The organism is Synechococcus sp. W55.1 (assembly GCF_047461655.1).
Taxonomy (GTDB): domain Bacteria; phylum Cyanobacteriota; class Cyanobacteriia; order Thermostichales; family Thermostichaceae; genus Thermostichus.
On sequence record NZ_JANSHN010000031.1, the window covers coordinates 1 to 21,411 of the forward strand.

A 21,411-nucleotide genomic window follows, 5' to 3' on the forward strand; every position below is an offset into this window, starting at 1 on the left:
GTTCTCTGCATCTGCGCCGCGAACTGCGTGTGCCCTTACTGGCTTTGCGTTGGAGTACCGCCCTCAACCGGGAGTAGTGGTCTCGGACTCTGTTCAACTGCTGTCCATTCCAGTTGCCCCCCTCTGACGTATGGGCAATATCCGTCCTTCCCAAATCCACCCCCAGCACCTGAGCGGTGTTCTGCTGTTCTGGTGGCTTTGCTTCCACGCAAATCTGGATGGAGTAGGAACCTTTGCGCTTGACCAGAGTGGCAGATTTGGGATTGGAGCCCGCCAACTGTTCTCTCTGGTAATGACCGATTGCCAGCTCAAAGCGTTCTCGACCCTCCACCGTGGTCAGCGACACCGTCCAGTCTTTCTCGCGGAACGAAAAGATACGAGCATCATAGGTAGCAAAGCCACCCTTGAACGCTTTGACCGGGCGGTTTTTCTGTTGTGCCACCTTGCGGGCAGACGCTGTCTGTCTGCATACCTGTTGAGCCAAGTTACTGGACAAGCCGAACCGGGCACGGATTTGGTGGTAGCCCAGAGATTGAAGTTTGACGGCGTTGGCGACCTTCTCGGGTTTGTTTTGGTTGACCCAGTTCAAGGCGTGGCCGAAAGCCTCCAAGGTCGCGTCCAACTTTGCGGCTTGCGACTCAGACACCTTGAGCTTGCAGGAAATGGTCAGGACTTGGGTCATAGTTAGGTTATATTATGACTCATTATGACTCCGAATTCCTCCCGGTCCTTGCACTGTAGGCAAAGGGGAGGGCTCCTGTGCCTTCTAGCTGACAATTGGGAAATGGTAAAGAAAAAGTCTTTGCGAGATCCTGCAGGTTTCATTCGCGTCAGCGGTGGGGAGCACTTTTGTAGTTGATGGAAAAGTTGACTTGGCTGAATCTGGGTAAACGCCTTGACCATCCTCTCAAGGGGGGTTGGCCGCGCTGGCTCAGCAGTTGGACGCTGCTGACCTTGGCATTGACGGGCTTACTTTTGATTCCCACTCTGACGGTGTTGCTCAGCCTTTTTGCGGACGAGCGGCAGGTTTGGGAGCACCTGGCCGATACGGTCTTGGGGCTTTATGTGCGCAATAGCCTGGTGATGATGGCAGGGGTGGCGGCGGGGGTCATCCTGGTGGGCAGTGGCACTGCCTGGCTGGTGACCATGTGTCAGTTTTGGGGGCGGGCCTGGCTGGAGTGGATGTTGGTGCTGCCCCTGGCGGCCCCCACCTATGTGTTGGCCTACGCCTACACCGATTTTTTGCAGGTAACCGGCGGTTTCCAGATCTGGCTGCGGCGGATTACGGGTTGGGGGATCGGCGACTACTGGTTCCCTAACATTCGCTCGTTGTGGGGGGCGATCCTGCTGCTGATCCTCACCCTCTATCCCTATGTTTACCTCTCGGCCCGGCTGGCCTTTCAGGAGCAATCGGTGGCCTGCTTAGAGGTAAGCCGCTCCTTGGGCTACGGGCCTTGGGCCAGCTTTTTCAAGGTGGCTTTGCCGCTGGCCCGACCGGGGATCGTGGCCGGCTGTCTGCTGGCCTTGATGGAAACCCTCAACGATTTCGGCACCGTCAGCTATTTCGGGGTAGATACCTTTACAACCGGCATCTACCGCACCTGGACGGCCCTGGGCAATCCGGTGGCGGCGGCTCAGCTTTCGGCGCTGCTGTTGCTGCTGGTGTTGCTGCTGATGGCGGTGGAGCAATTCTCCCGCCGACGGGCGCGCTACTATCGCCAAGGGTTCAAACCCACCCCAACCCGTTACCGCCTACAAGGGATCCGGGCGGTGGGGGCTTGGCTAGCCTGTGGGATCCCGATTGGGCTGGGCTTCGTCGTGCCGGCCTTGATCCTGCTCCACATGACCCTGCGGCAGGGGGAGTTGGGTCGCCGCTTTTGGAGCTACGCCCAGAACAGCTTTCTGCTATCGACCATCACGGCTGTCATTGCCGTTTCCGTGTCGGTGGTGGTGCTTTACGGGCTGCGCATGCAGGGGCTAGGACGGGCGGGATCCCCGTGGGGCCTGCGGCTGGCGGTGCAGTTGTCTTCTCTGGGCTACGCGCTGCCGGGAGTGGTGATCGCGGTGGGGGTTCTGATTCCCCTAGGGTGGTTGGATCAACTGCTGAGCTACCTGCGGCAGGTGGTGCTGCAACAGCCACCCGGCCTGGTGATCGGCGGTACCCTCACGGCTTTGGTGTTCGGCTATCTGGTGCGGTTTTTGGCCGTTTCTTTGGCCACCGTTGAGGCCACGCTGCTGCGCATTCCCCCCAGTTTGGATGAGGCAGCCCGCAGCCTGGGGCAGGGATCCCTGGGTACCCTCTGGCGGGTGCATTTGCCCTTGATGAGCGGTGGCATCTTGGGGGCCATGCTGCTGGTATTTGTGGATGTGATGAAGGAGCTGCCGGCCACGATGGTGCTGCGGCCCTTCAACTTCGACACCTTGGCGGTGCAAACCTACCGCTTGGCAGCCGATGAGCGTCTCGCGGAGGCAGGGGCACCGGCTTTGGCCATTGTCTTAGTGGGGATTTTGCCGGTGGTTCTGCTCAACTCCCAGATGGCGCGGCAACGCAACCTCGGCTCCTCAGGGGATCTCCTTTGAGAACCCTACAAGGCCTCCGCTCCGGCCACCACCTCCAGGATCTCCTGGGTAATAGCCGCCTGGCGAGCTTTGTTGTAGGCAAGACCCAGCGTGCGAATGAGCTCGCTGGCATTGTCGCTGGCGTTGTTCATGGCCGTCATGCGAGCTGCCAATTCGCTGGCCGCCGCCTCCTGCAAGGCCCGTAGCAACTGGTTGTTCAGGTACAGCGGCAGCAGTGCATCCAAAATCTGCACGGGATCCTGCTCAAAGATCATGTCCTGAGGTGGGGCCGAGACCGCTGCGATGACTTTGCTGCGCTCGACAGTAAACTCTCCGCCCCGCACCAAAAGACGAAAAATTTCATCGTCTTGAGTGGCCAACCGCGACGGATCGAGGGGCAACAGGGATTGCACCACCGGACGGGAGCTGATCAAAGAGACAAAGCGGGTATAGAGCAGCTCTACCTTGTCCACCTTCTCCGACAAGAAGGCCGCCAGGAGCTGATCCCCAATCTGGGCAGCCTCAGCCGCCGTGGGGATCTGCGACAAATTCACGTAGGTCTTGGCGATGGGAGCGGAGCGCCGCTGGAAATACTGCACCGCCTTGCGGCCCACCAGGTAAAGCTGCACCTGCTGCCCTGTCTCCTGCAGCTCGCGAACCCGCTCCTCGGTGCGCTTAATCACGTTGGCGTTGTAGGCTCCGCACAAGCCCCGATCCCCGGCCACCACCAACAGCCCCACCGTCTGGATGGGCCGCTGCTTCAGCAGAGGCAAGTTGACATCCTCCAGTCGCAGCCGCGTCTGCAGTCGATAGAAAACCTGGGCCAGCCGGTCGGCGAAGGGACGGGTGGCCATCACTTGCTCTTGGGCGCGCCGCACCCGAGCTGCTGCCACCAGCCGCATGGCCTCGGTAATTTTGCGGGTGTTTTTCACCGCCTTGATGCGATCGCGGATACGCTTGAGATTTGCCATAACCTATTCCCTCTATTTAAGGACTCCGTCCTGCTAACGCGAACGGTGGTTGACAGAGATCCGCGTCACCCTAGGCCGCCTTGGCCACGAAGCTCTGCTTGAACTCTGTGATGGCCGTTTTCAAGATTTCTTCTGCCTCGTCGGTGAGTTGCTTGGTGGAGAGGACGATCTCGCCATACTTGGGATGGGTGGTGCCCAGGTAAGCCAAAAGGCCCTGTTTGAAGCTGGAGACCTTCTCCACCGGAATGTCATCCAAATAGCCTCGCGTCCCCGCATAGATAATGGCCACCTGCTGATCCAGAGACAGGGGAGAGTACTGTGGCTGCTTCAGCAACTCCTGCAGCCGTTGGCCGCGGGCCAGTTGCTTTTGGGTAGCCTCATCCAGGTCAGAGGCAAATTGGGCAAAGGCCTCCAGATCGCGGTATTGCGCCAGTTCCACCTTGATGGAGCCAGCCACCTTTTTCATCGCCTTGGTCTGAGCTGCCGAGCCGACGCGGCTGACGGAAATCCCGACGTTGATGGCCGGGCGGATGCCAGCGTTGAACAGATCCGATTCCAAGAAGATCTGCCCATCGGTGATGGAGATAACATTGGTGGGAATGTAGGCCGACACGTCATTGGCCTGGGTTTCCACGATCGGCAGTGCCGTCATGGATCCCTCTCCCAGTTGGCTGCTCAGCTTGGCGGCTCGCTCCAATAGCCGCGAGTGCAGGTAGAACACATCCCCAGGATAAGCTTCCCGACCGGGTGGACGGCGCAGCAGCAGCGACATTTGCCGATAAGCCACCGCCTGCTTGGAGAGGTCGTCATAGACCACCAGGGTGTGTTTGCCCTGGTACATGAAGTATTCGGCAATGGTGGCGCCACAGTAGGGGGCCAGCCACTGCAACGGGGCCGGGCTATCGGCGCCGGCAGCCACCACAATGCTGTAGTCCATAGCCCCTCGCTCGGTCAGGATGCCCACCACCTGGGCGATGGTGCTCTGCTTCTGGCCAATGGCCACGTAAATGCAGATCACATCCTGCCCTTTTTGGTTCAGGATTGTGTCCACAGCAACGGTGGTCTTGCCGGTTTGGCGGTCGCCGATGATCAGTTCCCGCTGCCCCCGCCCGATGGGAATCAGGGCATCGATGGCGGTAATGCCGGTTTGCAGAGGCTCGTACACGGAGCGGCGATCGACAATGCCAGGTGCCGGAGATTCGATCAGGCGAGACTCCGTACACTGGATCGGGCCTTTGCCGTCGAGGGGGTTGCACAGGGGATCCACCACGCGGCCCAAGAGGGCTTCCCCAACCGGGATGCTGGCGATTTTGCCCGTAGATTTGACGGTGGATCCCTCCTGGATATTTCGCCCGGAGCCGATCAGCACGGCACCGATGTTGTCTTCTTCCAGGTTGAGGGCAATACCGGTGGTGCCATCCTCAAATTCCAGCAGCTCGCTGGCCATCACCTTATCCAAACCGTAGATGCGGGCAATGCCATCCCCCACCTGCAGAACTGTCCCCACATTGGAGACCTGCATCTCCTGGTTGTACTGCTCGATCTGCTGTTTGATGATGGTGCTAATCTCGTCTGGGCGAATGGTAGGCATAGCAGTCCTCTCAAGTAATGGGAAGGGATCCTCAAAAACCAACTTAGGCCAACTGCAAGGCAAGCCGGCGCAACTGTCCACGCAAGCTGAGGTCGATCACCTGGGATCCAATCTTGATGACCACCCCTCCCAGCAGCTCCGGATCCTGAGTGGCTTGCAACTCCACACCGCTGGCCTGGGTGAAGTCCATCACCCGCTCGCGAATTGACTGCTGCTGAGCTTCCGTCAAGGGTATCGCCGTCGTCACTTCGGCCAGGACAATGTTCTGGAGCTTCCGTTGCAGATCCAAAAAGCGCTGGCAGACGGCCCCGAGAAACATGATACGGCGGCGGTCGGTCAACAACTGCAGAGCATTGAGCAGCAGAGGGTGGATCTGCTCGGCAAATACTTGCTGCAGCAGGTTCTTTTTGGCCTCGGCCTTGATCACCGGGTTGGCGAGAAACTGGCCCAGCTCCGGCGTAGCCCGCAAAACCTCGGCAATAAAGCGCATATCGGCGGCAAAAGTGTCCAGCAATCCCTGGCCTGACCCAAGAGCAATGAGAGCCTCGGCATAGGGATCCACCACCTTCTCAGCCATTGTGCTGCTGATCATACCTTTCTCCTCCTTGAGAGTTAGCGGGCAATCATTTGGATCCCTTTCTCGATCAGGCTGCGGTGGGTCTCTTCGTTGAGGTGCTGCGGCAGCTCCTGCTCCACCTTGCTCAAGGCTTGGCGAACGATCTGCCGACGCAACTCCTGAAAAACCCGCTCCTGCTCGCTAGACAACTCTTTCTCGGCATTGGCCCGCAGCCGCTCAACTTCCCGCTCCGCCTGCTCCAACAACTCTTGCCGACGGGCTTCGGCGTTGGCTTCCGCCTGCTTGCGGATACGTTCAGCCTCCTGCTGAGCCTGGGCCAGCTTTTGCTGCTGATCCGCCAGCTTCTCGATGGCTTCCTGTTTGCGCTGCTCCGCCTGCCGCAGTTCTTCTAGGATCCCCTCCCGCCGCTTGGCCAGGGCTTCTCCCACCACTTTGCGACCCAAGATAAACAGCAAGGTGAGAATGATCGCGATGTTGATCAGGTTGCTCTCGAGAATCTTGGCCAAGAGATCCCCCTCTCCTGCCTTGGCTTCTGGGAGTAGCTCCGTGGTCTCGGCCACAGCCAAGATCCAACCGGCCACCCAACTCCACACAGGCATCGCAAGCTCCTCCAAAAGTACTTCCAACCAGCGATCTAACGAGCACTGCCCAACAGTTTCTGGGTAATCTGGGCGGCAATGGCATCCACCTGCTGCTGCAGCTGTTCGAGGGCTGCCTGCTTCTCTTGCTCGACCTGTAGCCGCGCCGCCTCCAGCTTCTGCTGGATCTCTGCCTGCACAGCAGCCAGTTTCTCGGAACGAATGCGAGCAGCTGCAGCCTCTGCCTCAGCGATCACCTGCTGGGCTTGCAAGCGGGCCTGGCTGATCTCAGACTCATACTGTCGGGTCAACGACACCGCCTTGTCCAACCGCTCTTGGGCTTCCGCTTGAGTGGTGCGGATGTAGTCGCTGCGGCTGTCGATAGCCCGCGTAACCGGCTCATAGAAGAGGGAGTTGAGCACTGCCACCAACAGCAAAAACTGAATGGCAATCAGGGGCAGGGTGGCATCCAGATCGAAAAGACCACCTTTTTCAGCCGCTTCAACAGCCAATAGAGTTTGGAAGAGCATGGGTGTTATGACCCCAACAGAAACTTAGGTCTACCGTCAGGCCGGGTTGGGGGGCGGATATGGCTCACCTCGGCCATCGCTGCGGCCCGCCCCCGTAGGACACTAGGCGAAGGGGTTGGCAAACAAGAGCACCAAAGCCACCACCAAGCCGTAGATGGTCAGAGCTTCCATGAAGGCCAGGCTAACCAGCAGGTTGCCGCGGATCTTGTCTTCCGCCTCAGGTTGGCGGGCCACCCCTTCCATCGCAGCAGCAGCGGCGTTCCCCTGTCCGATCCCAGGACCCAGGGATCCCAGACCAATGGCCAGAGCAGCAGCCAGAACAGAAGCAGCAGAGGTTAACGGATCCATAGTGAGATGCTCCTTGGTGATTGACACAACAACAACGTCTCTTGAGCTTCAGAGGTGATCGGGTCTGATACACTACAGCCTCAAATCACTCCCTTGTCGGCGGCTTTCAGAACCAATCTGTCAGCCCCAACAAACCTTACCAAAAGAAGGGATCCCTTGCGCTGACCCATTTGAGATGATCCTCCCGAAAAGGTTCAAGATGGATCGACCGACCAGCGGGATCAATCGTGGTGATCCCCTCCTCCATGACCTTCCAGCGCCTCTCCAATGTAAGCTGCCGAGAGGGTTGAGAAGATCAAAGCCTGAATTGCCCCCGTAAACAGAAACAAAATCATCACCGGCACTGGGATAAACAGAGGCACCAGCAACACCAACACCGCTATCACCAGCTCTTCGGCCAGGATGTTGCCGAACAGACGGAAACTCAGGGAGAGGGGCTTGGTGAAATCTTCCAAAACATTGATGGGCAGCAGAATCGGGGTAGGCTCGATGTATTTTTTGAAGTAAGACAGCCCCCGCTTGCTGATGCCGGCTACGAAATACATGATGCTGGTGAGCAGCGCCAAGCCAGCAGTGGTGTTGATGTCGTTGGTGGGAGAGGCCAGCTCCCCTTCCGGCAGAGGAATCAGCTTCCACGGGAAGAGGTTGCCCATCCAGTTGGAGACAAAGATAAACAGGAACAAGGTGCCGACATAGGGTACCCAGGGCCGGAAGTTTTTCTCGCCAATCTGGGCTCGGGCAATGCTTTGCACAAATTCCAGGGCATACTCGACAAAGTTTTGCAGGCCAGCCGGCTCCCGCTGCAGTTGACGGGTGCCCAAAATGACCACCGTCAAGATCAGGGCAATGGCGATCCAGCTCGCGATCAAAACCTGCCCGTGAACCGTGAATTTGCCCAGGTGCCAGTAAAGGTGATGGCCGACCTCGAGTTCTGCCAAAAGAGGAGGAGAGGAGAAGGACAGGTTCATGGGCATCACACAGAAGAAGATGAACGGGTCAAGGTCTGGACAAGATGAATGAGCAGGGTGACCTTGTAGGTCATGAACCCCAGGAAAATGGGCAATATCTGTAAAGACTTCACCTGAGTGGCTAAAACGATCAGCCCGACAAACAGAGCCAAACGCGTCACCCCCAAACGGTTGCGGCTTTTGCCCAGCTCCGCTACGCCGCGGCCCAGCATGCGCAGATAAACCACGCCAACAACCGCCCCCAGCAAGTAGTTGGCAGCTACCCCCAGAGAGTAAACCAGGGCCACTCCCACGGCAATGGCCAGACTTACCCCCAAGGTAACCAGCACCAGCCATAGCTGCAGCGCTTCATAGCTCCCGCTGCCAGCAACTGCTGCCCCCCTAGCTCCACCCTTCACCTTCCTCGCCAAATCGGGCTTCCCCAGGGCAAGGGGTGGCTCTGACGCAACTGGATCCCCTGTCTCTTCCTCCCGCTTCGGAGAAGGAGGTGCATTCTCCAAGGGAGGCAGTGGTCTGGGCTTCCACTGGGTCGCCTTCCAACGGGTAGAACTGTGAGAGAGGAGTCTGGAAGAACGGGCCATGGTTTCGAGGTCATGCCTCTCAAGGTTTGACCTTAACCCAAGATAACACGATTAAGTAACAATACTTAATGAGATTAAGTTGGGCCAAGGTCTGAAGGAGACTCCGCTGGTCGCTCAGACAGGCAGCCAGCCTTCCGAACGACAGGGATACTCTTCTGAGGATCTAGCTAAGAATCTACCACTTCCGCGGATCGGCAGCGGCAAACTCAGAAAACTTTCTGAAAACTCTCTGGTTTGACATACTCCCCTGTCTAAACCTGTCTAAAGTCAGGGGATTTTGGTTCCTGGTTCTGCGACAGCACTCACCGTATCGGGTTGCCCCTCCACGACAGCGGTGCTCATCTCCCCAGGCGTTCCCCCAAGCGCTCCGCGCCGCTGACGCCAATGCGGGGCAGTTCCCTTTTGCCCAAAGGTACCGTTGCAAACAACAACTACAAAACCTATTGAGGCTGCATCCAGTCGTGAGACTGTTGGGTGTTTAGAGCGGTTGACTACCCTGCCGCTGCAAGCAGCGTAGCACAAAGCCGCCCTGGTCGCGTCAGCGGGCCGTATGCCTTAGGGCGGGGCTTTAAACCCAGTTTTTTCGGTAACTCTCCGTGATCCCGTCTTGGATCCCGCAGCTTTCATATACTAAAGGTCAGGAGTGGCAGAGGCTGAGGATGACTCCCCAGAGTTGGCTAGTGGATGCGATCTGGCTGGACTACCGTTTAGCAGTGGCGCTGACTGTGGTGATGCCTTTGCTACTGCTGATTTGGGCTTTTGCGGTGGGGTTGCGGCCCTTGATTCAGCTATTGATCGTTTATTGGCGGGTATCGAGCCTCTTGGCGGTGACGGTGTACCTGATGATTGGGGGCCTGCCCGTCAGCTTTCTCAGTGGAGCAATGGCGCGGCTGTTGATCTTGGTTTGTCTTTGGTTTTGGCGGGACTGGAGTGCTGCTCTCGAGCAGTCGAGAACCTGGGCGGCGCGAGCCTTTTTGCTCTGGCGGTGGGGCCTGACTGGTTATATGGGGGCCGGGATCCTCTTTTCGGGGGCCTTTGTGCCCTGTGCTTTCCGCACTTCTCTGCCAGAGGAGTGCCGGGCTTGGTTTGGGCCACCGCTGGGGTTTCGGGAGATCTTCCATCCCAATGTATCGCCGGAGCTGCTGGGGAGCGTGGGGGCCTGGGGGCTGGTGGCCTACCTGCTCTACAGCCTCTACTTTGTCTGGCGGCTGCGGCCTGGAACTGATAAGGGGGAACTGGAAGCATGAGGGCCCTGCCTTGGCCCTTGGCCTTGGAGCGCTATAGCCAAGACCACCCGCAAGAGGTGCTGCGGGTGGAGGTGGAAAGCGAGGGAGAGTCTGATCTGGTGCTGATCTACCGCGGCTACAGCAGCTCCTTGCGCCGACCCACTCCCCCCGATCCCGAAGCGGCGGTGATCCCTCCCCAGGCCCGCTTTTTGCAGTTGGAGCGCTTGGCTGCCCCCTATCACCCCGATCGCTCACGGGTTCTGGCTGTCTATCGCAACTGGGGAGAGCTAACAGCATGGCTGGCCCAAGAAGGGATCCCAGTGACGGAGTAAGGGATCCCTGGCACCTACCGCCCCACAGGACTGGGTTGCCGCTGGAGGATGGTGTATTCTGCCGGCTGCAAAAGCGAACGTCCTGTCATTTCGGGGGGCTGAGGCAGGCCCAAGATCTCCAGCAGGGTGGGGGCCACATCAGCCAAAGTGCCGTTGGAGCGCAACTTGACATCGCCGCCACAGCCGGGGATTTTGCGCCTTTCCCCCTCCACCAGAATGCAGGGAACGGGGTTGGTGGTGTGGGCCGTCCAGGGGTTGCCGTTCTCATCCCACATCAGCTCTGCATTGCCATGATCCCCCAGGATCAAAGTAGTGCCTCCCGCATCTACCACTGCCGCCAGCAGCCGGCCCAAACAGCGATCCACCGTTTCCAGGGCGCGGATGGTGGCTTCGTAGTTGCCAGTGTGACCTACCATGTCGAGGTTGGCATAGTTGAGCACCACGAGGCTGTATTCGCGGCGGGCGATGGCCTCTATCGCCTTGTCGGTCACTTCCACTGCCGACATCTCCGGCGCCTGGTCGTAGGTGGTCACCAGCGGGCTTTGCACCAGGATGCGATCTTCGCCGGGGAAGGGCTGCTCGATGCCGCCGTTGAAGAAGTAGGTGACATGGGCGTATTTTTCCGTCTCGGCAATGCGCAATTGCTTGAGGCCGGCCTCGCTCACCACTTGGCCCAGCAGGTGATTCAGGTTCTGGGGCTTGAACAGCACCTGCACCGGCAGATCCGCCTCGTACTGAGTCATGGTGATGAAGGTGAGAGCCGGCAGCAAGGGGCGTTGAAAACCCGAAAAGTCTGGGCAGACAAAGGCTTGGGTAAGTTGGCGGGCGCGATCTGGGCGGAAGTTGAAGAAAAGCACCGCATCTCCCGGCTGCACAGCCCCCGGAGCCAGGCGGGTGGGCGGGATGAACTCGTCTGTGAGATCCTGGGCATAGAAAGCTTCCATCACCTCCGCGGCGCTTTGTCCACGGCCAGGGCCGTCTTGGGTCATGATCTCGTAGGCCTTTTGGGTGCGCTCCCAACGGCGATCCCGATCCATGGCGTAGTAGCGTCCGCTCAGGGTGGCGATGACGCCATTGCCCAGCCATTGCAGCTCTTTTTCCAGGGCGGCCAGAACCCTGGCACCATCGCGGGGCAAGGTGTCGCGGCCATCGGTGATGGCGTGGACATAGGCCGGAATCTCAGCCTGGGCCGCCAGCTTGAGCAACCCATAGAGATGGTCGATGTGGGAGTGAACCCCCCCCTCGGAGCAAAGGCCAACGAAGTGAAAACGGCCCCCTCGCTCTCTGAGCTGGCGACAAACTTGCATCAACAAGGGATCCTGGAAGAGGGATCCTGTCTCTATCGCGTCGCTGATGCGCACCAATTCCTGCGGCACCACCCGCCCTGCCCCCAAGGTCAGGTGCCCGACTTCAGAGTTGCCCATCTGTCCTGCCGGCAGGCCCACGGCCCGACCCGAAGCTTGCAGCAGGGTGTGGGGATAGGCAGCCCAAAGGCTATCCAGGACAGGGGTTTCCGCAGCCAGCACCGCGTTGCCATCGAGAGCATCCCGATAACCCCAGCCATCCAGGATCACCAAAACCACAGGTGCTACCGATTGCGAATCCATGAAATGGCCTCTCATTTTATTGAAGACATAATACCAGCCCAGGCAACACGATACCGGATCTTACATTTACGCTCAAGATTTCAATATTTCAATCTTCTTTTGAGAGGATAAGGAGGTGCCTATAGAGGCAGGATGGAGTCTTTAGCGCCAACCCCTATGCACAACTGTGCCGCGGTCAAGAGTATTTCTGCGGATGGAATTGCAGATGGGATCCTCAGGGGCTGGGCTGCAACCGTTTGCGCAGAGACTCCGAGCGCCGCTTAGCAATGGCATTTCGGGGATCCAACTTCAGGGCAGTTTCGTAAGCTTCCAGGCTTGGGCCATAGAGATTTTTCTTCTCATAGGCATGGGCCAGATTGTTCCAAGCAGTTACATAACCGGGATCCGCAGCCACGGCATCCTTGTAGTAACGGATGGCCAAGTCGTACTGCCCCTGGCTGAAGTAGGCAAAACCGAGGGCGTTGCAGACGGGGGGAATGTTCTCCCCGGCCACTTCTAGGGCTTTTTTAAGCTGGGCAACCGCCTGGTCGTAGAGGCCTTTTTGCAAATAGACGCTGCCCAACTCGTAGTGCTCCTGCGGGGATCCCTTGCCTTTGCTCAGGCGGGGCTGCAGCTCACGGATGACCTTTTCCTGGGCCCGTACCCGCAGCACCTCCCGCAGGACAAAGAAGCCCGCCACGCCGAGGATACTGGCCAGAGCCACCAAATACAGGAGGGGAACGTTAACGCCCATTTTGCTTGATCCACTTGCCTGTGACTGGCCTCGCTGGCGTCACGCCTGCAGGTGAGCCTCGATGAACCAAAGATCTTTGTCGATCTGGCGCGAGATCTCGGTGAACAGGTCTGCTGTGTCGGCATCCCCCAGTTCGGTGGTGCGGTCAATGTTGCGGCGGACGGAAGCTGCATATTGAGCGTAACGGGCTGCCAAAGCCTGCAGGTGATCCCGACCCTCTTCAGCGGCCAGATCGTACTCCGGCAAGGTGGAGGTTTGGGCAACGATGCGAGCCGTGCCGCGGGCGATGCCCCCCAGCGCCGTAACCCGTTCCGCCAGCATGTCCACGTAGTTTTCCAGGGTGCTGGCAAAAGTGTCGAACATCTCGTGCAAGGCGATGAAGTGCATGCCTTTAACGTTCCAGTGGGCCTGTTTCACCTGCGTCTTCAGATCCAACGTGTCTGCCAAGGACTGGTTGAGCAGCTCCACCAGTTGCGCGCGAGCCTCTGCTGGCAAATCGATCTGGGTGGGGTAGAGACGGGTTTTCTCGGCGGTAACCATGGCCAACCTCCTAACTGTGTTTCCATTATCGGGGATCCGCTTCGGCTTCCCAACTGAGCCCATAGTAACACAAACTCAAAATGAGTATGAGTTAGGAGAGCTACTTACCGATGCAGAAGCGGCTGAAAATCTGATCCAGCACTGATTCCGAGATCTCCTCGCCAGTGATCTGGCCAAGGGCATGCAGGGCGCCCCGTAGGTCGATGCTCCAAAAGTCCAGGGGGAGCTGAGCTTGGATGGCCTGCCCCACCTGTTCCAGGCTGGCTTGGGCTTGTTGGAGGGCAGCGGCCTGCCGCTGGTTCAGGCTTATCTCCAGATTGGGCTGGGGACGTCCCTGGGTGACAAGCTGCTCCAGGGCTTTTTCCAGCTCCGGGATCCCTTTCCCTTGGGCGGCAACGGCGGGGACGCGGTGGGCAATCTCGGGGGGGAGAGGGATCCCCTCTGGCGGGGCGAGGTCGGTTTTGTTGATCACCAGGATGAGGGGGCGATGGCGGATCGACTCGTAGATGGCGGCGTCGGCAGCCGTCCAGCCCGCTTGGGCGTCGATGACCAGCACCAGCACATCGGCAGCCTGGGCTAGGCGTTGGGAGCGCTCCACCCCCAGCCGTTCCACCGGATCTTCGGTGGCGCGGATGCCGGCAGTGTCCAGCAGTTGAACGGGGATCCCTTTCACCACCAGGTGGGATTCCACCACGTCGCGGGTGGTGCCGGGCAGATCGGTGACGATGGCCCGATCCTGTCCTGACCAAGCATTGAGCAGGCTGGACTTGCCCACATTGGGCCTCCCGACAATGGCCACCTTCACCCCGGTGCGCAGCAGTTGTCCCCGTTCTGCCGTGGCCAGCAGGGCTTGCATCTGGGCTTGAATAGCTTGGAGCCGGGCCTGCCAAGCGGCAACATCCAAGGGGGGCAGATCCTCTTCAAAGTCGAGGCGAGCCTCAATTTCTGCCAACAAACCCAGCAGCTCCTGGCGCAGGGCGCGAATGGATCCCCCTAACTTACCCTGCAAGCCTGCTAGGGCCATCCGGGCCGCCTGAGGGGAGCGGGCCGCCACCAGATCGGCCACACTCTCGGCCTGGGTGAGGTCAATGCGGCCATTCAGAAAAGCGCGCAGGCTAAACTCCCCCGGCTGAGCCAGCCGCGCCCCCTGCCGCAGGCATTGTTGCAACGTGGCCTGAACCACCATGATGCCACCGTGGCAATGCAGCTCTGTCACATCTTCGCGGGTGTAAGAACGGGGGGCCTGCATCCAAACGGCCAGCGCTTCGTCTAGGATTTGGCCTTTCTCGTCGCGGATCCAGCCGTAGAGGAGCCGATGGCTCTCCCAGACTGCGCTGCGGCGGGCAGGGGTGAAGATGGCTTGGACAATGGGAAGGGCTCGTGACCCGGAAAGGCGCACAATCCCCACACTGCCCTGTTCAGGCACTACCGCAGTGGCAATGGCAGCGATCGTATCGGCCAGTGGGGCAGTCGGATCCATCTTGAATGAAGCCCTGAGGGAGTTCGAGCAGCCGTTGGATTACAGATCGGCATCCACCGATTACCAAAAAACTGGGTTTAAAGCCCTGCCCTTCTAGGACGACTTTTATCTCGTTAGACCTGCGCTAAAGTGTGCCCATGCGCGTTCCAGAAGCCAAGCTCCTCAACGGCACAGCCCAGCAGTACCAAGCCTTGGACGAGGCCATCCGCACTGCCCAGTTTATCCGCAACAAATGCCTGCGCCACTGGATGGATAACCAGGGGGTTGGCAGAGCTGCCCTCTATGCCCTCTGCAAGAACTTGGCCAGAGAGTTCCCCTTCGCCCAGAAGCTTAACTCCTCTGCCCGACAAGCCAGCGCGGAGCGAGCTTGGTCTGCCATCTCCACCTTCTACCGCCGCTGCCAGAACCAGGAAGCCCAAAAAGGCTGTCCCCAGTTCCAGAAACACTGTCGCTCTGTGGAGTACAAAGTCTCCGGCTGGAAGCTGGCAGCAGATAGGATGTCCCTCACCTTCACAGATGGCTTCCAAGCAGGCACCTTTGCTCTGTATTGCAACGGCGAGGTGCGGCAGGACATCCTCACCCTGAAAATCAACCGGTGCGGGTGGTGCGGAGAGCCGATGGCTACTACGCCCAGTTCTGCCTGGACGTGGAGCGTCAGGAGCAGGTGGAGTCCACCGGCCAGGTGGCGGGGCTGGATGTGGGCTTGATGCACTAACAAGGTAGAGTGCCCCAAATTCTTGCGTCGTGCCAAGAGGAGGTTGAAGCGACACCAGCGGAGGTTAAGTCGGAAGTATAGGAAGGGGATCAAACCCCAATCTAAGAACCACCCAAAGCAGAGGAAGCGACTGGGCAAGGTGCATCTCAAAGTCCAGCGCCAGCGCAGAGACTGTGTCATCAAGGTGACCCGGTGCGTGGTACTCGCCTACGGCGACGCGGAGCGCTTTGTCTCACGACATTGTGGCGTATGAGGACTTGCCGGTGCGCAACTTGGTGAGGAACCACCACTTGGCCAAGGCCATTCGCGATGCCAGTTGGAGTTTATTCACCGGATGGCTGGACTATACGGAAAGGTCTTCAACGAATAAAGGCAGCCAGATTTCTTAGGGCTTCGTTGTCCATCCAGGAAGGGGGCACAGGACGTCATTCATAGATAGAATCCGAGCCATCGTAGCTACGGGGATCCCGCTGGTACTCCATCAAGGCTTGAAGGGTATCTCGGGGTGGAGTGGCACCGCGCAAGTCCTTCAAAGAGAGGGAAATGTTGGGAGCCGGCAAAGTGGCACCGCCCACATGACAATTCAAACAGGCGGACTGAAAACGATTTTTGCCGTCCGTGAGCTGCTCTGGGGTAAAGGTGAGGGTATGCCCTGCGGCATCTAGAGGCAATTCCACAGGGCCACTCACCCGCAAATACTGGTTCACGTAAGGATCAATGCGGGCAGCCACCGGACTGGCCAGCCCCAGCCACAACAAAGCTAGGATCCCGACCCAGGCCCAGAGGCGAGACGGGATCCGCCATCTCATAGGCAACTTCTGATCCAGATGCGGCATTAGAGATAGGCTGATAGGTCGCTGTGGCTTTCGTTCTTGGTACCACCCCAGCCGGGAACGGTCTTGGCCTGCACCAGAATGTAGCCCGCAATCAGCTTCAGATCCTCGTCGGTGAGGTTGCGCAGACGTGGATACTCACTGGTGAGCTGGGTGTTGGGGTGATACTCCAACAGAGACTCCACCCCGTCATAGGTGACTGGATTCTTGATGTAATCCACAATCGCCAGCACATTATCCCGTGGGGGAGTTGCCCCCTCCAGATCCGAAAGCTTCAAGCTCACATCCGGGTTGGGATAGGTCTGGCCGCCCACATGGCACTGGGCGCATGCGGTGTTGAATAGCTTCTTCCCTTTGGCCAACTGGGCTTCGGTAAAGGTAATAGACTCAGTTGGCGACAGAGCCACTGCAGGAATATCCCTAGCTGCAAACACTGGAGCCAGACCCCAGCCAAACCCAGCCATCAACGCAGCCAACAGCAGGACAAGCAACCGACGACGCGCTGGCGCAAACACCTTCTGAAAAGAAAAAGCTTTGCTAAACATGGTTCTCCGTAGATCAGCCTAGAAAGAGGAGAGGTGGGCTCCACTCCAGCCACAAACCCGACAACAGGATCAAGAATAGACCATTAAGAGATCATTTGCAGATGGGATCCGGGATAGTTTCCCAATGGTTCCATTTGCCTTTGGTGTTAAGTTTGATTACGGAGCTATGGCCTGTTGGGAGTCTGTTGGCCGAGAGCTGACTTGGCCACAGCCCAGTCGAGAGAACTGAGCAGGTAATGAGCAGGTAATATAGAGCTTGGCTTGCTTGCCTGGCAGCCTCAGAGCAGGAGAATACGGCAGAGTCCGTTCCAGGTTTTCCCCATGTCCTCTGTCCGATTCCAGCCGTTGCGGGTGGCTTTCACCTGTGCGGATCCCAGTCAGATCCAAATGCCTGTTGCCAATTTGCTGGCGGCTTTGCCGGCCTCACCGCTTCTGGCCTACACAGATCCGGAAGCAGCAGACTTGCGGGTAGAGCTGTTGCCCGATGCCATTTATCACTTTTACCGTCGGGGGGAAGAGGTGGCTCTGGCGGCCTTCCGGATCCCGGTGAAAAAGCTACAGGCCCTGCCTCGCAAGCTGGTGCGGCTGTTGGAGCACGTGGCCGCTTTCGGCAACCTCTTGAATCTGCAACCTCCCAGCGATGCGCTGAGCAGCATCTTGGAAGTGGAATTTCTCCAACTGGAAACCCCGGCCAGCAGCTCTGCCCCTGCCGAAGTGAGCCCTCTGCCGCGGGATCCCCAAGGGAAAGTGCAAATCCAAGCAGGCCGCAACCTGGCCATTGCCTTGAGAAACAGAGCCCCCACTCCAGTGCATGTTTATGTCACCGTCTTTGACGAGCGGCGGTACAGCGTGGATTTGGTTTACCCCTATCAACCAGATCTGCCTGCCCGTTTACGCCCCAACGAGAGCCTGCTGATTGGCTCTGGCCCCCGCTACCTGCTGCAGATGCAGCTGCCAGAAGGAACAGACGTAGCGGTGGATCGCTTCAAAATCTGGGTCAGCAGCACCAGCATGCAGCCAGGCATTATGGTGATGCCCCCTCTGGGGCAACGGCTGGAACCTCCCTCAGAAGATCCCTACGGGGCCGGATCCCGCCTGGATCGGGAAGTCCGGCTGGCCATTCTGGGCAAAGCAGGCAGCACTCCCATGCCAGCTTTTGCGGAGGATCCCTGGTGGTGTATGGAGCAAGCCGTCAAGATTGTGGCCTGAGCCGATGCTCTTGGGGACTTTTTCAGACTTTCAGAGATGGCTTTTCAGGATCCCATCAAAGGTAGACTCAACCTCATCGACGCCAATCACTGACAGGTGATAGAGGGAAGATAGACTACTTTTTGTATCTTGACTAACATCAGTTAAAACTATGAAAGCTTGGCTTTCCTGAAGACCGAGTTCATCAGCGATTCTGGAGTATTTTTGTATTTTATCTTGGTACCCACCTGTCCTCGATTCCACCCAGTAGAATTTATCATTGATATGGAAGAAAAGATCCATCTCAAAATCGGCTCTATTCGATAAAGTAACTTGGGCATTCACGACGTAAGAGAAACTGATCTTTTCGGTGTGAGCCGCAACAAGGCGGATCAGCGTGCCCCTAACATATCTTTCCAGCCAGTTCCCTGCCAGAAAATTCAGCGCCTGAGGCGACCTACTGGGTCTCGCTACCAAAAGGCATCTGGGCGCCTTAGAGTATCTGTACTCTTCCAAAAATGCGATGTCGTGTAACTCCTTAGCAACTTGGCAAGTTGAACTGACTACTTGTGGAGGTTCGTCTCTAAGGTTTAGGGAGAAAGAACTGCCGCTCTTCATGTTTGATTTAACCATTCCATAAAATCTCTTGATAAAAGAGTATCGGCTGCCCATAAAGGCAGCTATTTGATCTAGCTTTTCCTCTTTTTCTTCCGCAGCTATGCTTTTTATCTTTATGTTTTTTGAGTTTAAGAACGACTCTATCTTTGATATATCAACAGTAGCTGTCCCATCCTTGTCTCTTAGTACTTCGTCTGGTGTCTCAGGATCTGGTGCTTTACCAATGACCTGAGTAACCTGCTCATTCTGGGAGTCCTGATTTGCAGTTGGGCATATCTCGGATCCATGAGAACTTTGAATAGTAACCCGTAGTTGCCGATAAATATCTTTGGCCTCTTCCACTAGGTTTTCCAGAATGGCTAGCTGATTGTTCAGTTGCCGGCCATGTTCGGCCAACTTTACAGATATAGCTTGTAGAAAGTCTCTGCCCCAGTCCTGTAGCAAGCTTTGCTGGTTGTCAGCAAGGCGAAATTTAAACTCTTCAAGGGTAGCTTGGACGGCCTGTAACTTTTCCTGTAACTTTTGAGAAATCTTGTCTACCAATCCTTCGCTCAACTTGATGAGTGCTTTGTCCGGGTCGTTGAGTTTTTGGCTGTGTTGGCTTAGCTGCGAAGATATATCTCTGATAATCTCTCGTTTCCAGATTTCCAGTTTAGGACTGGCCCCATACTGGCGAGCAACGTAAATGCCTACCGAGAAACCAACAGCTGCCCCAATCAATAAAACCAAAACTAAGTCCATCAGATACTCCTGTCCTCTGCTGCTGTTACTTCTCTTTCCAGTTAACTGGATTACCTGCTTGATTACCTGCTTGCCTCAACATTCTAGGAGGAGATAGGTGAATTTTCAAGCAGATGGGGACCTGCCTCTGACCGAAGCTGGGCGCCGACAAGGGATCCCAGCCAGCCTTGCTGAAGGGCTTCTTGAGCAGGAGTCAGTTCAGGCAACACCTCCAACGTGTAGACATCGGGCCGAGGGGGATCCAACGGGATCCAGAAATGTTTCAACTGATCGGCTTGAAAAACGCTCAAACAAATGATCTGGTGGGGCTGATAGGCCGTCAAGCGTTCCGCCAAGTTGGCAGCGCTCACCCTGAACCCATCCAGGGCCACCAGCTCATCGCCGGCCCAGATGCCCGCTTTTTGCGCCGGGGATCCCATCTCTACTGCGCTGATGCGATTGCCCTCGCCGTTGAAATTGAGGCCCAGGTATGGGATGGGGTTGGGGCGGCTGAAGTGGGCTTTAAGGGTGAGGCCAAAGGGGTGTAGGTAAGTGTTGTAGTCTAGCTCTTCCGTGCCTTCCACATAGGCTGCGAAAAACCGGCCAAGATCGGCACCGGCTGCCCGCTCAAACGCCTCCCGCAAGTCTTGGTCGCTGTAGCCCTTCCCTGACCGACCAAAGCGCTGCCACAGATCCTGCAAAGCTGTATCCAGGGATCCCTGACCGCCGGAAAGGTGACGGATGTGCAGATCCAGCAGCCAACAGACCAAAGCCCCCTTTAAGTAATAAGAAACCTGGCTGTTGAGGGTGTTTTCGTGGGGGCGGTAGAGTTTGATCCAGGTGTCGAAGCTGGATTCCCGCAGCGATTGCACGGCCCGGCCCGGAGTACGCTGCAAGCGACCAATCTGTTCGGAAAGAACTTTTAAAAAATCGCCGGCACTGAGGATCCCTGCCCTCAACAAGATGACATTTTCGTAGTAGCTGGTCGCTCCCTCACAAAACCACAGGCATTCCAGATAGTTTTCTTGGTTGTAGTCGATCTTTTCCAATGCCAGCGGACGCAGACGCTTGACATTCCAGGCATGAAACAACTCGTGGGCCAGCAAAGACAAAAAGCGCCGATAGGACTCCGGCTGATGCAGCTCCAGCCCAGAGTAAAGAAGGGTGGTGCTGTACTTGTGCTCAAGGCCACCAAATCCTCCCGGCGACAAATGCACAATGAACCAGTAGCGGTCGTAGGGTAGCCCACCGAAAAACGCGGCTGTGGTTTTGACAATCGCCTTAGCATCAGCGACAGCCCGCTCCACATCCAGAGTGCCCGCCCCCCAAACCACAAAGTAATGCGGGATCCCTTCCACCTCAAACGATTGCATCCGATGCAGGCCCACCTCCACCGGGCTATCCACCAGCTCGTCGTAGTCTTCCGCCACAAAAGACTGGCCGGAAGTGGGATCCTCAGAAGGAGAGGTCAAGGGCCGCAAACTGGTGGCGATGTGCCAATCCGGCTTGGGGGGGATCACCGTCAAAGTGTAGGGTTCCCGCTCGCGACCGGGCACGTAGAGGAAGAGCGCTGCCCCGTTGAAATAGGCGTGGGTCAAATCCAGATGGTTCGTGCGCACCGTCAGCTCATAGGCATAGACCCGATAGCACACCTTCACAGCAGAAGAACCCGGCGGATCGATTTGCCAGGTATTCTTATCCACCTTCCGCCAGGCCAAAGGGATCCCTTGCTCAGTTGCCGCCTGAAACTCCTGCACATGACGGGCATACTCCCGCACCAAGTAGGATCCCGGCGTCCACACCGGCAGTCGCAGCCGCAAAGGCACCTCTGGATCCACCTCTTGGATCTGCAGTTCCACCTCCAGCAGGTGATTGGCCGGATCCGGCATCCGCACTGTGAAATGCTGGCGGCTCAGTTGAGAAGGTGCAGAAACGATAACCTCTGGGATCCCCATAGAACCCACCCTACCCTCTACTGCCAAGGGCTGGCGCAGCCCCCAGCGGCAATGGCTCCTATCCTAACCTCTGCCTTTGGCTGGAGAGCAGCAACGAGACTTAAAAATGTAGCGCGTGCTACAAAGATACCTAGGCAGAACCTTCTACTTTAGGGTAAATCTTGGTATCCTCGTAGATTCTGAAGTCAATGGGTTGCAACCTAGCCTAATGCTTCT

Annotated in this window: 23 protein-coding genes and 1 pseudogene; 7 read left to right on the plus strand and 17 right to left on the minus strand. The window is 57.6% G+C overall.

The genetic code is table 11. From position 1 onward, the window contains the following. Positions 1 to 682 (minus strand): annotated as a pseudogene (locus NW816_RS12950) (RNA-guided endonuclease TnpB family protein); the annotation flags it as partial. 176 nt (positions 683 to 858) lie between these two features. On the opposite strand from NW816_RS12950, the gene NW816_RS12955 reads away from it, so the two are divergent. Further along, the gene (locus NW816_RS12955; RefSeq protein WP_414409422.1) at positions 859 to 2,580 is read left to right on the plus strand and encodes an ABC transporter permease; all 1,722 of its coding nucleotides are present in this window, start codon (positions 859 to 861) and stop codon (positions 2,578 to 2,580) included. Between the two features lie 5 nt (positions 2,581 to 2,585). On the opposite strand, the gene NW816_RS12960 is transcribed toward NW816_RS12955, so the two are convergent. From NW816_RS12960 to NW816_RS12995, 8 genes are all read right to left on the minus strand, one after another. After that, the gene (locus NW816_RS12960; protein WP_011434217.1) at positions 2,586 to 3,530 is read right to left on the minus strand and encodes a F0F1 ATP synthase subunit gamma; all 945 of its coding nucleotides are present in this window, start codon (positions 3,528 to 3,530) and stop codon (positions 2,586 to 2,588) included. A gap of 70 nt (positions 3,531 to 3,600) precedes the next feature. Then, complete coding sequence (gene atpA, locus NW816_RS12965; RefSeq protein WP_011434218.1) at positions 3,601 to 5,121, minus strand: F0F1 ATP synthase subunit alpha; 1,521 nt, start codon at positions 5,119 to 5,121, stop codon at positions 3,601 to 3,603. Positions 5,122 to 5,164: 43 nt separating this feature from the next. Continuing rightward, positions 5,165 to 5,713, minus strand: coding sequence for an ATP synthase F1 subunit delta (atpH, locus tag NW816_RS12970; protein WP_414357038.1), 549 nt, complete (start codon positions 5,711 to 5,713; stop codon positions 5,165 to 5,167). Positions 5,714 to 5,733: 20 nt separating this feature from the next. Beyond that, on the minus strand, positions 5,734 to 6,297 hold the full coding sequence (locus NW816_RS12975) for a F0F1 ATP synthase subunit B (RefSeq protein ID WP_414357036.1): 564 nt from the start codon (positions 6,295 to 6,297) through the stop codon (positions 5,734 to 5,736). A gap of 35 nt (positions 6,298 to 6,332) precedes the next feature. Further along, positions 6,333 to 6,806, minus strand: coding sequence for a F0F1 ATP synthase subunit B' (locus NW816_RS12980; protein ID WP_414349846.1), 474 nt, complete (start codon positions 6,804 to 6,806; stop codon positions 6,333 to 6,335). A 102-nt stretch (positions 6,807 to 6,908) separates the two neighbouring features. Beyond that, entirely contained in the window at positions 6,909 to 7,154 is a 246-nt protein-coding gene (gene atpE, locus NW816_RS12985; RefSeq protein ID WP_235280127.1) for an ATP synthase F0 subunit C, read from the minus strand. A gap of 221 nt (positions 7,155 to 7,375) precedes the next feature. Next, the gene (atpB, locus tag NW816_RS12990) at positions 7,376 to 8,122 is read right to left on the minus strand and encodes a F0F1 ATP synthase subunit A (protein ID WP_414330483.1); all 747 of its coding nucleotides are present in this window, start codon (positions 8,120 to 8,122) and stop codon (positions 7,376 to 7,378) included. Between the two features lie 5 nt (positions 8,123 to 8,127). After that, entirely contained in the window at positions 8,128 to 8,532 is a 405-nt protein-coding gene (locus tag NW816_RS12995) for a hypothetical protein (protein WP_238376806.1), read from the minus strand. An 830-nt stretch (positions 8,533 to 9,362) separates the two neighbouring features. Here NW816_RS12995 and NW816_RS13000 point away from each other — a divergent pair. Together NW816_RS13000 and NW816_RS13005 are read left to right on the plus strand one after the other, a co-directional pair. Then, complete coding sequence (locus NW816_RS13000) at positions 9,363 to 9,950, plus strand: DUF3177 family protein (RefSeq protein WP_011434226.1); 588 nt, start codon at positions 9,363 to 9,365, stop codon at positions 9,948 to 9,950. Continuing rightward, positions 9,947 to 10,261: a hypothetical protein gene (locus NW816_RS13005; RefSeq protein WP_414330481.1), complete on the plus strand. Its 315-nt coding sequence runs from the start codon at positions 9,947 to 9,949 to the stop codon at positions 10,259 to 10,261. Before NW816_RS13000 ends, NW816_RS13005 begins: the two co-directional genes overlap by 4 nt. A 14-nt stretch (positions 10,262 to 10,275) precedes the next feature. Here the strand turns inward: NW816_RS13005 and gpmI are convergent, their stop codons facing one another. The 4 genes from gpmI to mnmE all read right to left on the minus strand — a co-directional run bounded on the left by gpmI (position 10,276) and on the right by mnmE (position 14,621). Next, positions 10,276 to 11,868 carry a 2,3-bisphosphoglycerate-independent phosphoglycerate mutase gene (gene gpmI / locus NW816_RS13010; RefSeq protein WP_414409423.1) on the minus strand — a complete coding sequence of 531 codons (1,593 nt, stop codon included), beginning with the start codon at positions 11,866 to 11,868 and terminating at the stop codon, positions 10,276 to 10,278. A gap of 214 nt (positions 11,869 to 12,082) precedes the next feature. Beyond that, on the minus strand, positions 12,083 to 12,601 hold the full coding sequence (locus NW816_RS13015; protein WP_011434229.1) for a tetratricopeptide repeat protein: 519 nt from the start codon (positions 12,599 to 12,601) through the stop codon (positions 12,083 to 12,085). A 39-nt stretch (positions 12,602 to 12,640) separates the two neighbouring features. Continuing rightward, positions 12,641 to 13,141 (minus strand): DNA starvation/stationary phase protection protein Dps, encoded by a 501-nt coding sequence (dps, locus tag NW816_RS13020; RefSeq protein WP_414344460.1) that lies wholly within the window; start codon positions 13,139 to 13,141, stop codon positions 12,641 to 12,643. A 100-nt stretch (positions 13,142 to 13,241) separates the two neighbouring features. Further along, positions 13,242 to 14,621: a tRNA uridine-5-carboxymethylaminomethyl(34) synthesis GTPase MnmE gene (gene mnmE / locus NW816_RS13025; RefSeq protein ID WP_414409424.1), complete on the minus strand. Its 1,380-nt coding sequence runs from the start codon at positions 14,619 to 14,621 to the stop codon at positions 13,242 to 13,244. Positions 14,622 to 14,758: 137 nt separating this feature from the next. Here mnmE and NW816_RS13030 point away from each other — a divergent pair, with 137 nt between their 5' ends. From NW816_RS13030 to NW816_RS13040, 3 genes are read left to right on the plus strand one after another with little or no spacing between them, the layout of a single operon-like run. After that, positions 14,759 to 15,328: a hypothetical protein gene (locus tag NW816_RS13030; protein ID WP_414357024.1), complete on the plus strand. Its 570-nt coding sequence runs from the start codon at positions 14,759 to 14,761 to the stop codon at positions 15,326 to 15,328. 51 nt (positions 15,329 to 15,379) lie between these two features. Then, positions 15,380 to 15,589, plus strand: coding sequence for a hypothetical protein (locus NW816_RS13035; RefSeq protein ID WP_414409436.1), 210 nt, complete (start codon positions 15,380 to 15,382; stop codon positions 15,587 to 15,589). Then, positions 15,564 to 15,725 (plus strand): hypothetical protein, encoded by a 162-nt coding sequence (locus tag NW816_RS13040; RefSeq protein WP_414357019.1) that lies wholly within the window; start codon positions 15,564 to 15,566, stop codon positions 15,723 to 15,725. The genes NW816_RS13035 and NW816_RS13040 overlap by 26 nt, the downstream gene beginning before the upstream one ends. Before the next feature lie 36 nt (positions 15,726 to 15,761). Here the strand turns inward: NW816_RS13040 and psbV2 are convergent, their stop codons facing one another. Further along, positions 15,762 to 16,145, minus strand: a complete 384-nt coding sequence (gene psbV2, locus NW816_RS13045) for a photosystem II cytochrome PsbV2 (RefSeq protein WP_414409425.1) — start codon at positions 16,143 to 16,145, stop codon at positions 15,762 to 15,764. Between the two features lie 26 nt (positions 16,146 to 16,171). After that, complete coding sequence (psbV, locus tag NW816_RS13050; RefSeq protein WP_011434097.1) at positions 16,172 to 16,714, minus strand: photosystem II cytochrome c-550; 543 nt, start codon at positions 16,712 to 16,714, stop codon at positions 16,172 to 16,174. A 321-nt stretch (positions 16,715 to 17,035) separates the two neighbouring features. On the opposite strand from psbV, the gene NW816_RS13055 reads away from it, so the two are divergent. After that, the gene (locus tag NW816_RS13055; protein WP_414409426.1) at positions 17,036 to 17,923 is read left to right on the plus strand and encodes a hypothetical protein; all 888 of its coding nucleotides are present in this window, start codon (positions 17,036 to 17,038) and stop codon (positions 17,921 to 17,923) included. 30 nt (positions 17,924 to 17,953) lie between these two features. On the opposite strand, the gene NW816_RS13060 is transcribed toward NW816_RS13055, so the two are convergent. Together NW816_RS13060 and NW816_RS13065 are read right to left on the minus strand one after the other, a co-directional pair. Next, on the minus strand, positions 17,954 to 19,261 hold the full coding sequence (locus NW816_RS13060; protein WP_414409427.1) for a hypothetical protein: 1,308 nt from the start codon (positions 19,259 to 19,261) through the stop codon (positions 17,954 to 17,956). An 83-nt stretch (positions 19,262 to 19,344) separates the two neighbouring features. Then, positions 19,345 to 21,195 carry a M61 family metallopeptidase gene (locus NW816_RS13065; protein WP_414409428.1) on the minus strand — a complete coding sequence of 617 codons (1,851 nt, stop codon included), beginning with the start codon at positions 21,193 to 21,195 and terminating at the stop codon, positions 19,345 to 19,347. Positions 21,196 to 21,411 lie beyond the last annotated feature (216 nt).